7 protein-coding genes are annotated in these 11,739 nt (G+C 66.0%); 4 read left to right on the top strand and 3 right to left on the bottom strand.

Features of this window, described 5'->3' with window-relative positions:
• The first annotated feature begins 47 nt into the window (after window positions 1–47).
• The 3 genes from glyQ (at window position 48) to BM125_RS02410 (ending at window position 4,163) form a co-directional block, all read left to right on the top strand.
• Window positions 48–953 carry a glycine--tRNA ligase subunit alpha gene (gene glyQ, locus BM125_RS02420; RefSeq protein ID WP_092404507.1) on the top strand — a complete coding sequence of 302 codons (906 nt, stop codon included), beginning with the start codon at window positions 48–50 and terminating at the stop codon, window positions 951–953.
• The gene (gene glyS, locus BM125_RS02415; protein ID WP_092404505.1) at window positions 950–3,118 is read left to right on the top strand and encodes a glycine--tRNA ligase subunit beta; all 2,169 of its coding nucleotides are present in this window, start codon (window positions 950–952) and stop codon (window positions 3,116–3,118) included. The genes glyQ and glyS overlap by 4 nt, the downstream gene beginning before the upstream one ends.
• Window positions 3,119–3,239: 121 nt before the next feature.
• Window positions 3,240–4,163 (top strand): diguanylate cyclase, encoded by a 924-nt coding sequence (locus tag BM125_RS02410; RefSeq protein WP_175497875.1) that lies wholly within the window; start codon window positions 3,240–3,242, stop codon window positions 4,161–4,163.
• A gap of 20 nt (window positions 4,164–4,183) precedes the next feature.
• On the opposite strand, the gene BM125_RS02405 is transcribed toward BM125_RS02410, so the two are convergent.
• Window positions 4,184–5,704: a SpoIIE family protein phosphatase gene (locus BM125_RS02405; RefSeq protein ID WP_175497874.1), complete on the bottom strand. Its 1,521-nt coding sequence runs from the start codon at window positions 5,702–5,704 to the stop codon at window positions 4,184–4,186.
• A 511-nt stretch (window positions 5,705–6,215) separates the two neighbouring features.
• Between BM125_RS02405 and BM125_RS02400 the strand changes: the two genes are divergently transcribed.
• Window positions 6,216–7,073 carry a YbaY family lipoprotein gene (locus BM125_RS02400; RefSeq protein ID WP_092404499.1) on the top strand — a complete coding sequence of 286 codons (858 nt, stop codon included), beginning with the start codon at window positions 6,216–6,218 and terminating at the stop codon, window positions 7,071–7,073.
• Window positions 7,074–7,152: 79 nt separating this feature from the next.
• Here BM125_RS02400 and BM125_RS02395 read toward each other — a convergent pair whose 3' ends face one another.
• Both BM125_RS02395 and mnmG read right to left on the bottom strand, forming a co-directional pair.
• The gene (locus tag BM125_RS02395; RefSeq protein ID WP_092404497.1) at window positions 7,153–9,513 is read right to left on the bottom strand and encodes a Tex family protein; all 2,361 of its coding nucleotides are present in this window, start codon (window positions 9,511–9,513) and stop codon (window positions 7,153–7,155) included.
• A 75-nt stretch (window positions 9,514–9,588) separates the two neighbouring features.
• Window positions 9,589–11,475 (bottom strand): tRNA uridine-5-carboxymethylaminomethyl(34) synthesis enzyme MnmG, encoded by a 1,887-nt coding sequence (gene mnmG / locus BM125_RS02390; protein ID WP_092404495.1) that lies wholly within the window; start codon window positions 11,473–11,475, stop codon window positions 9,589–9,591.
• Between the last annotated feature and the right edge of the window lie 264 nt (window positions 11,476–11,739).

Genomic DNA, 11,739 nt, shown 5'->3' with positions numbered 1-11,739 from the left:
GGGCCGTTATACTAGCGCGCTTTTCCGCCGCTACCGTGAGCCAATACATGGCCGGACCCAGTTTTCAGGATGTCATCCAGACCCTCAACCGCTATTGGGCGGATCAGGGCTGCGTACTGATCCAGCCGCTCGACACCGAAGTCGGCGCCGGCACGTTCCACCCGGCCACCTTCCTGCGTGCACTCGGTCCGGAGCCGTGGTCGGCGGCCTATGTGCAGCCTTCGCGACGACCGACCGACGGCCGCTACGGCGAGAACCCGAATCGCCTGCAGCACTACTACCAGTACCAGGTCGTGCTCAAGCCGAACCCCGACGACATCCTCGATCTCTACATCGGCTCGCTGAAGGCCCTCGGCATCGACCCGCTCGTGCACGACCTGCGTTTCGTGGAGGACAACTGGGAATCGCCCACGCTCGGTGCCTGGGGGCTCGGCTGGGAAGTGTGGCTGAACGGCATGGAAGTGACCCAGTTCACTTATTTCCAACAAGCCGGCGGACTCGAATGCCGGCCGGTCACCGGCGAGATCACCTACGGCCTCGAGCGCCTGACCATGTATCTGCAGAACGTCGACAACGTCTACGACCTGGTCTGGACCAATGGGCCGCGCGGCGTGGTCAGCTACGGCGACGTGTTCCACCAGAATGAGGTCGAACAGAGCACCTACAACTTCGAACATGCCAACGTGCCGAAACTGCTCGAATGGTTCGACACCTGCGAAGGCGAGGCGAAAAAGCTCGTCGAAGCCGGCCTGCCCCTGCCCGCCTATGAACAGGTGACCAAGGCCAGCCACACTTTCAATCTGCTCGACGCGCGGCGCGCGATCAGCGTGACCGAGCGCCAGCGCTACATCCTGCGCGTGCGCACGTTGGCCCGGGCGGTCGCCGAGGCCTACTACGCACAACGCGAACGACTCGGCTTTCCGGGCCTGCGCACGCGCAAGGAAGCGGCATGAATCCGGCTACCCGACGCGCGCCCCTGCTGATCGAGATCGGCACCGAGGAACTGCCGCCGAAGGCGCTCGACAGCCTGGCCGCGGCATTCGCCAGCGGCGTGGCCGAAGGCCTGGCCCGCAATGGCGTGGCCTTCGACGCGGACAGCGTGCGCAGTTATTGCTCGCCGCGGCGCCTCGCCGTGCTGATCGCGAATGTGTCCAGCGAGCAGCCGGACCAGGCCATCGAGCGGCGCGGACCTGCCATCAGCGCCGGACTCGATGCTGACGGCAATCCGACCCGCGCCCTGAGCGGCTTCGCGGCCAGTTGCGGGGTCGAGGTGGCGGCGCTGGAGCGTCTCGAGACCGACAAGGGAGCGTGGTTCGTCCACCGCGCCGTGCAGCGCGGCCAGCCGACCGCGGCCCTGCTTCCGGCAATCGTCGAGCAGGCGCTCAAGGCCCTGCCGATTCCGAAACCGATGCGCTGGGGCGATCATGCCTACACGTTCGCAAGGCCAGTTCACTGGCTGGTCATGCTGCACGGCGCCGACGTGATCGCGGCCAGCTTGTTCGGCCTGAACAGCGGTCGCCAGTCGCGTGGCCATCGCTTCCACCACGCCGGTCCGGTCCACGTCGCCGACGCCGACTCCTGGCTCGTGGCATTGCGCAACGCAAGGGTACTGGCCGATCCGGCCGAGCGCCGCCAACGCATCGTCGACGAGGTCGCGCGCGTCGCCGCCGAGACCGGCGGCACGCCGCGCCTGTCCGCCGACCTGCTCGACGAGATCGCCAACCTGACCGAGTGGCCGGTGGCGATTGCCTGTGCGTTTGACCGCGAGTTCCTCGAAGTACCCCAGGAAGCGCTGGTCATGACGATGGAGTCGAACCAGAAATTCGTTCCGGTTTTCGATGCGGCGGGCAGGCTCAGCGAGCACTTCATCGGCATTGCCAACATCGACTCGAAGGACCCGGCCGAAATCCGCAAGGGCTACGAACGCGTGATCCGGCCGCGCTTCGCCGACGCCAAGTTCTTCTACGACGAGGACCGCAAGCAAGGCCTTGCCTCGTTCCAGGATTCCCTGAAATCGGTCACCTATCAGCAGTCGCTCGGCAGCGTCTGGGACAAGAGCGTTCGTGTTGCCGAACTCGCCCGCATCATCGCCAACCGGGTCGGCGCCGATGCCGCGCTGGCCACGCGCGCCGCGGCCTTGTCCAAATGTGACCTGATGTCGCGCATGGTCGGGGAATTCCCCGAATTGCAGGGCATCATGGGCCGCTACTACGCCGGCCAGGGCGAGCCGCCCGAATCGGCCGAGGTCGCCGAGGCGCTCGATGAGTTCTATCGGCCGCGCCAGGCCGGCGACGCCATCGCCTCGACCCCGATCGGCCGGGTCCTCGCCGTGGCCGAGCGCCTCGATACGCTGACCGGCATCTTCGCCGTCGGCATGAAGCCCAGCGGCAACAAGGATCCGTTTGCCTTGCGTCGGGCCGCGCTCGGACTCGCGCGAACGCTGATCGAGGCGGGGCTCGACCTCGACCTCAAGGCGCACCTGGCCGAGGCGCTGGCCGCATTGCCCGAGACCGCCCTGGCGGCCGGACTCGGCAAGGCCAAGGATGGCCAGCCGCACAAACTCGATGCGGGCCAGCGCCGTGCCGAACTGGCGGCCGAGCTCTACGAGTTCATCGTCGATCGTTTGCGCGGCTATTACGCCGAGCGTGGCATCGCCGGCGAAGTCTTCGAGGCGGTGCGCGCCCTGTCACCTGGGTCGCTGCTCGATTTCGACCGTCGATTGCACGCGGTCGTGCAATTCTCGACCCTGCCGGAAGCGCAGTCGCTGGCGGCCGCCAACAAGCGCATCGGCAACATCCTGCGCCAGGCCGGCGACAGTGGTCACGGTGCGCTCGATCCGTCCCTGCTCGAATCGGATGCCGAGCGCGAGCTCGTGCACGCCGTCGAACAGGCCGAAGCGAGCGGCGCGCCGCTGATCGCGGCGGGAGACTACGTCGGCTTGCTCGGGACCCTCGCGGCCCTGCGCGATCCGGTCGACCACTACTTTGAAAACGTCATGGTCATGGCCGATGACGAGCGCGTGCGACGCAACCGGCTGTCCCTGCTCGCGCGGATCCGCTCGATGTTCCTGCGCGTCGCCGATGTTTCCATGCTGCCGGTCTCCGGCGCGGCCTCCTGATCCACGGCATCGGGTTGTCGCGAAGTCACGAGCAGTGGCCGCCGTCGATCGCGTAAACTTCGCCAGAGCCCGGCCTGAACCGGGCCCGGTGCACTATCCACAGGGGATGCAACCGACCACCATGAGTCCTCGCAACAACGATGCCAGCACGACCCAACGGCGGACCATGCTTCCGTTGCGCCGTGCCGGCGCCGGCGAGGTCCCGGCCTGCCTCGTCGTCCTGCAGGGACAGCGGCTTGGCCAGCGCATCGATCTCGGCGAGTCGGCATTGGTCATCGGCCGCGCGCCCGAAGCCGATTTCCAGATCGTCGAGCGCAGCATCTCGCGCGCGCATTGCCGGATCACGCGCGAGCCAGCCGGGTATCGGATCAAGGATCTGGATTCAACCAACAAGACCTTCCTCAATGACCAGCCAATCATCGAGGCCGAACTGAAGGACGGCGACCACATCGCCGTTGGCAGCTGCGTGCTCAAGTTCATGGAGCGCTCATCGGTGGAGGCCCGCTACCACGAAGAGCTGTACCAGCTGGCCACCGCGGACTCGCTGACCGATCTGTACAACCGGCGCCAGTTCCTCGAACTGATCGATCGCGAGATAGCCCGCGCCTCCAACTACAAGCGCCCGTTGTCCCTGCTGATCATCGATCTCGATCATTTCAAGGCGATCAACGACCGCTACGGACATCCAAGCGGCGACCTGGTGCTGAAAAAGGTGGCCCTGGCGCTGCGCGGGCATTCACGCGAGGAATTCATCGTCGCCCGAATCGGCGGCGAGGAATTCGCCATCGTCCTGCCGGAAAATGACCTCGAGCAGGCCGTGGCATTCGCCGACGAACTGCGCGTGGCGCTGTCGGACCTGGAGTTTTCCCTGAATGGAGAGCCCAAACGCATCACCGTCAGCATCGGTGCTGCCGACTGGCTGAATGGAATGACCGCGACCGGCGATCTCATGCGAGCCGCCGACGAACAACTCTATCGGGCCAAGCAGGGTGGCCGCGATCGTGTCTGTTCCAAACTGACGCGTAACCACCAGAGCGCCGATTGACCGCCGAACCAAGGCCGCATTCAGTTGACCGCCAGGGCCAGCACCGTGGCGTCGTCCTCCGGAGCCACACCACTGGCATGTTCGCCGAGGGCCTTCCATGCCAGCGCGATCGCATCCACCGGCGTGGCGGCGCTGGCAACCGCTTGCGACAAGCCTTCGGTACCCCACGCAGATCCCTCTGCGCCGCGCTGCTCGACGACGCCGTCGCTGTAAAGCATGACCATTTCGTCGCGCCCCAGTTGCAGGGCCTCGGCGACGAATTGGGCCCGGGCATCGATGCCGAGCGGTATGCAGCCGCGCGGAGACAGCGGCTGCACCGAGCCGCCCGCAAGGCGCAGGGCATGGCCGTGACCCGCGTCGACGAAATGGCAGCGTGAGCCACCGTGTTCGAAGACGCCCAGCCACAGGGTGACGAATCGACCGTCCCCGGTCTGTGCGCACAGGTGTGCATTGAGCTGGCTGACGACACGCACCGGATCGCCGTCGTGGGCGAAGCCCGCGCGCAGGAAGGATTGCACCGAGGCCATGACCAAACCCGCCCCGAGGCCGGCTCCGCTGACGTCGCCAAGCGCGGCCACGACACGTCCGCCGTCGATCTCGAAGACATCGACGACATCGCCGCCAACGACCCGGCCGGGGTGGAGATGCAGGGCGTAGCGGACCGTCCCGATCGTGCCGGTGGCCGGCGGAAGCAGGCGCTTCTGCACGTCACGGGCGCGTTCCAGGTCTGCCGTGAAAGCGGCGTGCTCGCGTTCGTGCTCGAGCCGGTGCAGGTTGGACAAGGCCAGTGCCGCCAGCCGGGCCAGTGCATGGCAGAACGTCGGCGCGTCGGCATGCCGGCGTGTCCCGATCCGCTCCGAGTCCAGATACAGGAAGGCCTCGGCGCGACCGTCGAGCATGATCGGCACGCACATGGCGCGTCTCGACTTGCGCGGTGCCAGAACGGATCCGTCGCCCTCGGCCATGTCGGATTCGAGGCGCGCGAGCTCACCGCGGTCTGCGGAGGCCACCAGCGCGGCGTTGAAACGCCAGCGTCCAGTCGGCGACGGCGCAGGTCGCTGGCAGCGCACGACGATCTCATCCCCGCGGCGCCAAAGCACCGTGGCCCGCGCGTAACCGGACCCGAGCAGGGCATGCTCGGCCAGTATTTCGGCCAGGGTGTCTTCATCGCCGGCCGCGGCAATGTCGCCCGCATATTGCAGCAGCAGCTCAAGGCGCTGTTCGGCCAGATTTCCCCCGGCACGCACGACGCTGATCCGGGTCGCCGCATCGGCGCTGCCCGGCAACGGCGTGTCTCCGGCGCACACATCGATGCGGAACTGCCAGGGGCCCACGGAGAGGATATCGCCGGCGCGAATACGGGCCGTCCCCGACTCTTCAAGGGCCAGGCCATTCAGTTCAGTGCCCTGCCGCGAACCGCAGTCGCGGACCACCCACTCGTCTGCGACGCGTTCGACGCTGGCGTGACGCCGGGAGATGCCGGGATCGGGCAATTCGAGCTCGTTGCTGGCGGAGCGACCGATCCGGAAAGGATCGCTCAAGCGCCAGCTGCGGGCGGCCAAACGCGGCCCGTCGATCTGCTTCAGGGCCAGGCCGTCAGATATGGGAATGGTTCGGGATTCGTTGTCGATCATGAGTCAGGCAGGTATCTGTGGGTTGGCAGGATGGCGGGCGCCGGTATCAACTGCAGACGCTGCCCATGCAACGAACAGGAGCTCCGACGCGTCCTTCTGATGGCCTTTGCTGCATCGTTCTGGCATCGCCCGGTTGTTGATCCTGGGCACGGCACCTGGCTACCTGCGACCAGCCCATCCTAGCGCCTGTTGCTGAACGCACGGGAACGGGGGCGGCGCGCCGCAGGTCGGTCGATCGAGGCCGGAGTGATTGATTACATTGCTTCGCGGCATTATTGTGCTCGGCCCGCGAGACGCCCCCGAGGAGCGCTTCGCCAAGAAACCCCGAAGCCGGTCTGTCGTGCGTTCATGTAACGAGCGGTATGCTTGCCGAGTAATCTACGATGCATTTCGTCTATAGTTCCTGGAGGATTCCGCCATGTTGAAGTATGTCGCCACGGCCCTGACTGCGCTGGCCGTTCTCGGGGGCTGCAGTCCCTCAAACCAGCCAGCCGGCACGCCCACGGCGGATGGCAATGGTGCACCTCCCACGGCCGCGCAGCTGGCCAACGCGCCGATTCCTTCGCAGATCACCGGAACGGTGACCTTGCGTGCGCCTGCCGTGATCAACCCAGGCGCGAAACTGACTGCGCAGCTGGTCGACGTGGCCCAACAGGACATCGTCATTGCGCAGAGTTCCGAAGACGTCAGCACGCAGCCTCCGTATCAGTTCACCCTGCCGCTCGAGCCGGGCCGCATCGACAAGACGCGCGTCTACGTGGTCAACGTGCTGCTGACCGATGGCGAACGCCGTTACGTGCAGGCGCTGCAGTCGCCGGTGTTGACCGGTGGTGCCGGCAACACGATCGAGGTCGTGCTCAATTCCGAAGCAACGCCCGGTGAAAACCTCAAGGAGGACTTCAACAAGCTCAAGGCCCATATCGGTGGCATGAAGCGCATCCAGGATTCGTTCCTCGACGGCGACCTCTCGGTGGCCTGGGACGGCTTCGCCGAAGCGGGCAACAAGCTGCGCTTCATGCGCGTGAACTCCGAACTCGGCGATGGCGATTCGGCCGTGCGCACCAATGTCGAATATGCCTTCCTCGAGGGCAAGCCGATGGCGATCCTGAAGAAGGGCTCGGTGACGACGCGGGTCGGCTGGAACGAGCAGGGCGAGGTCATCCTCAATGAAAAGAGCAACGGCGAGACGGTGTCCGACGAAGAAGCGAAGGCATTCTACGACGATGCAGTCAAGGCGTTCGCCATGGGCGAGAAGAAGTTGCCCAGGAAGAAGTAACCCGCGCCGCGGAATCCCGACGCAGGAAAGGCCGGCATTGCCGGCCTTTCCTTTTTTTGCGACCAGTGCCTGGCCGGCTTCAGCGACGCGCCTTGTTGAAGGCTTCAGCAAGGGCTCCGGCGGCGGGCGTAACCGCCTGCGGGGCAAGTTTGGTTTGCGCCGGTCTCGATGACGATGGTCGGGCCATGCCGGCATCGAGAGGCCTGCGCGATGTCCCCGGCTCGTCGTCGAGGCGCATGCTCAGACCGATGCGCTTGCGCGCGATGTCGATCTCGATGACCTTGACCTTGACGATGTCGCCTGCCTTGACGATGTCGCGGGGATCCTTGACGAAGGAATTGGACAGTGCGGAAACATGCACGAGTCCGTCCTGGTGGACGCCGAGATCGACGAAGGCGCCGAATGCCGCCACGTTGCTGACCACACCTTCGAGGATCATGCCGGGCTTGAGGTCGCGGATGTCTTCGACGCCTTCGGCAAAGGTGGCGGTCCTGAACTCGGGGCGCGGATCGCGGCCCGGCTTTTCCAGTTCACCGAGAATGTCTCGCACCGTGGGCAAGCCGAAAATCGAGTCGGTGTAGCGCTGCGGATCGAGCGAGCGCAGGAAGCGGCTGTCGCCGATCAGCGACTTCACTTCGCGCCCGCACTGCTCGATGATCCGCTGCACGACGGGATAGGCCTCGGGATGAACAGCCGATGCATCGAGCGGATCATCGCCTTCGGTGATGCGAAGGAAGCCGGCGCATTGTTCGAACGCCTTCTCGCCGAGGCGCGGAACCTTGAGCAGCGCCTTGCGATTGCGGAATGCTCCGTTCGCCTCGCGATAACGAACGATGTTCTCCGCAACCGCAGGGCTCAGTCCGGCGACACGCGCCAGCAATGGGGCCGATGCCGTGTTGACATCGACGCCCACGGCATTCACGCAGTCCTCCACACGCGCGACCAGGGCATGCGCCAGCTTCACCTGGTTGACGTCGTGCTGGTACTGGCCCACGCCGATCGACTTTGGATCGATCTTGACCAGCTCGGCGAGCGGATCCTGCAGGCGCCGGGCAATCGATACGGCGCCGCGCAAGGAGACGTCGAGGTTCGGAAACTCCTTCGCCGCGACTTCCGAGGCCGAATAGACCGAGGCGCCGGCCTCGCTGACGACGACCTTGGCCAGGCGCAGGTCGGCATGCTTGCGAATCAGTTCGGCGACCAGGCGATCGGTTTCGCGCGACGCAGTGCCGTTGCCGATCGCAATGAGGTCGACCGCATGCCTACGACAGATCGCGGCCAGCTGCGCGATTGATTCGTTCCAGAGTTTCTTCGGCTCGTGCGGGTAGATCACGTCGGTATCGAGCAGCTTGCCGGTGCCGTCGACGACGGCCAACTTGACTCCGGTCCGGATGCCTGGATCAAGTCCCATGACGGTCTTCGGTCCGGCGGGTGCGGCCATCATCAGGTCCTTGAGGTTGTCGCCGAACACGCGGATTGCTTCGGCATCGGCAGCCTCGCGGGCACGCCCGAACAGATCGAGACTCAGATGCAAGTGCAGCTTGACCCGCCACGCCTGCCTCGCGGTCTCGAGCAACCAGCGATCGGCCGCCCGGCCACGATCGGCGATGTCGAAATGGCGGGCCACGCGCCCTTCGGCCTCCGCATGTCCGGCCGCGGCTGCTTCGTCGAGTGCCGCACCGGGATCCTCTGTCGCGCTGGTGCGCTGCGGCGTGGTCGGCCGGGGTGCCAGTTCGAGATCGAGCACGCCTTCATTGCGCGCACGGAACAGGGCCAGCAACCGATGCGAGGGAATCGAGCCGATCGGCTCGACATGCTGGAAGTAATCGCGGAACTTGGCGCCTTCGCTCTCCTTGCCGGCGACCACGCTCGCTCGGATCACGGCCTTGGTCGTCAGCCAGTCGCGCAATGCCCCTACCAGGGCCGGATCCTCGGCAAAGCTCTCGAGCAGGATCGCGCGCGCACCGTCGAGCGCCGCCTTGGTGTCGGCGATGCCCTTGCCCTCGTCGACGAAGGCTACCGCAGCCTGTTCGGGCGGCTGGTCGGGATCGGCCAGCAGGGTCTTGGCCAGCGGCTCGAGGCCCGCCTCGCGCGCGATTTGCGCCCGGGTCCGGCGTCGCGGCTTGTATGGAAGATAGAGATCTTCGAGGCGCGCCTTGTTGTCGGCGGCCAGGATGTCGGCGCGCAGATCTTCACTGAGTTTGCCCTGCTCATCGATGCTGGCGAGCACGGCGGCGCGGCGTTCCTCGAGTTCGCGCAGATAACCGAGGCGTTCCTCGAGCTGGCGCAATTGAGAATCGTCGAGTCCGCCGGTGGCTTCCTTGCGGTAGCGGGCGATGAACGGCACGGTGGCGCCGCTATCGAGCAGTTCGACGGCGGCCTCGACTTGTTCGGGGCGCGCGGCAATTTCACGGGCGATGCGATGTTCGATGCTGGACATTGTTTCCTTGGCTGCGATACCGCACGCACAGCAGGGCCGCAAAGGGGCCTGCGTGCCTGCAGGGGTTGGGGGGATTCAGGCGACGCGCCGGTGCCGCTTGAGATGGACGAGGAGCAGCGAAATGGCGGCCGGGGTCACGCCGCTGATGCGTTGCGCCTGGCCGACCGTGGTCGGCCGGGTACCCTTGAGCTTGTGCATGACCTCGGCCGACAGCCCGCGCACGTGCTCGTAGTCGAAATCCTGCGGGATGACCGTGTCCTCGTTCCTGCGGCTGCGCTCGATCTCCTCGCGCTGGCGCTCGAGATAGCCGGCGTACTTGATGCCGATCTCGACCTGCTCGGCGACCTCGCCATCGTCCACGGGCGGCCCGAGTCCAGGCACGCGGACCAACCCGGCATAGTCGAGTTCGGGACGGCGCAGCAGATCGAGCGCATGCGCCTCGCGGCTCACGGCCACGCCGAGGGTGGTTTCGAGGGCGCGTCCGAGTTCGTTCGCCGGCGTCACCCAGAGCGCACGCAGGCGCGCGCGTTCGGCCTCGATTGCCTCGTTCTTGCGTTGCAGGCGCGCGTACCGCGCCTCCGGGACGCAGCCGTGGCCATGCCCCTGCGCGGTCAGGCGCAGGTCGGCATTGTCCTCGCGCAAGTGCAACCGGTATTCGGCCCGCGAGGTGAACATCCGATACGGCTCGATCGTGCCGTTGGTGGTCAGGTCATCGATCAATACGCCGATGTAGGCCTCGTCGCGACGCGGCGTCCACGGCTCAAGGTCGCGCGCCGCGCGCGATGCGTTGAGTCCGGCGATGAGGCCCTGCGCGGCCGCCTCCTCGTAGCCTGTGGTGCCGTTGATCTGGCCGGCGAAATAGAGGCCGGAAATCGCTTTTGTCTCCAGTGAAGGCTTGAGTCCACGCGGATCGAAGTAGTCGTATTCGATGGCATAGCCCGGACGGGTGATATGCGCGTTGCCGAAGCCGCGGATCGAACGCACGAGTTCGACCTGCACGTCGAACGGCAGGGACGTCGAAATCCCGTTCGGATAGATCTCATAGGTATCGAGGCCTTCGGGCTCGATGAAGATCTGGTGCGAGGTCTTGTCGGCGAAGCGCACGACCTTGTCCTCGATCGAAGGGCAATAACGCGGACCGACGCCCTCGATCGTTCCGCTGTAGAGCGGTGAACGATCCAGGCCGGCCCGGATGATCTCGTGCGTGCGCTCGCTGGTATGCGTGATCCAGCAGCTCACCTGGCGCGGATGGTCGACCCGTGAACCGAGGAATGAAAACACCGGTGCGGGATCGTCGCCGGGTTGTTCCTCGAGCCCCGTGAAGTCGATCGTGCGCCCATCGATGCGCGGCGGCGTGCCGGTCTTCAGCCGGTCCACGGCAATCGGCAATTCGCGCATGCGTTCGGCCAGTCGCTGGGCCGGCGCTTCACCGGCGCGGCCCCCGGAATGGTTGGCCATGCCGATGTGGATCTTGCCGGCGAGGAACGTGCCGGCGGTCAGGACCACGCTTGCGGCTTCGAAGCGCAGGCCGGCCTGGGTCCGCACGCCGATGACCCGACCACCCTCGACGAGCAGGTCGTCGACGGCCTGCTGGAACAACTGCAGACCGGGTTGCGCCTCGACGATCGCACGGATCGCCGCCTTGTAGAGCACGCGGTCGGCCTGGCAACGGGTGGCGCGCACGGCCGGTCCCTTCGACGCATTCAGGGTGCGCCACTGGATGCCGGCGCGGTCAGCCGCCTCGGCCATTGCGCCGCCCAGCGCATCGATTTCACGGACCAGATGACCCTTGCCGATGCCGCCGATGGCCGGGTTGCAGCTCATCTGGCCAATGGTCTCGATGCTGTGGCTGAGCAGCAGGGTTCGCGCGCCGCTGCGCGCCGCGGCGAGCGCGGCCTCGGTGCCGGCATGGCCGCCACCGACCACGATCACATCGTAACGATGCGAGGGATTTGAAGACATGAAGCGACCACTCGTTGCAGACCCATGCAATTCTAACCCAGGGCTGTGCTGCTCGATGCTTGGCACGGAACCTGCTGTTGATCCATCGCACTCCCACCGGCGCTAGGCGTATGCGAGCACGCCGAAAGTCGGAATTCAGGGGCTGGCTGCGCGCCGGTGGGAGCATGCACAGACTGATGGGCGACGACAGAAAGGCTGGCGCCCGGCGGTCTCATGAACAGGGGGAATCCAGGAGGACCATGGTGCCGGGCGCCAGTTGAGCAA

It is taken from the genome of Dokdonella immobilis, assembly GCF_900115085.1.
Lineage (GTDB): Bacteria > Pseudomonadota > Gammaproteobacteria > Xanthomonadales > Rhodanobacteraceae > Dokdonella > Dokdonella immobilis.
Note: the sequence above shows the minus strand (reverse complement) of the source record. Positions and strands in the feature narration are given on the sequence as shown.

Coding starts and splice junctions, on each gene's coding strand:
- glyQ (WP_092404507.1), top strand. CDS start 48: ATGGCCGGACCCAGTTTTCAGGATGTCATCCAGACCCTCAACCGCTAT.
- BM125_RS02395 (WP_092404497.1), bottom strand. CDS start 9,513: ATGTCCAGCATCGAACATCGCATCGCCCGTGAAATTGCCGCGCGCCCC.
- BM125_RS02400 (WP_092404499.1), top strand. CDS start 6,216: ATGTTGAAGTATGTCGCCACGGCCCTGACTGCGCTGGCCGTTCTCGGG.
- mnmG (WP_092404495.1), bottom strand. CDS start 11,475: ATGTCTTCAAATCCCTCGCATCGTTACGATGTGATCGTGGTCGGTGGC.
- BM125_RS02410 (WP_175497875.1), top strand. CDS start 3,240: ATGAGTCCTCGCAACAACGATGCCAGCACGACCCAACGGCGGACCATG.
- glyS (WP_092404505.1), top strand. CDS start 950: ATGAATCCGGCTACCCGACGCGCGCCCCTGCTGATCGAGATCGGCACC.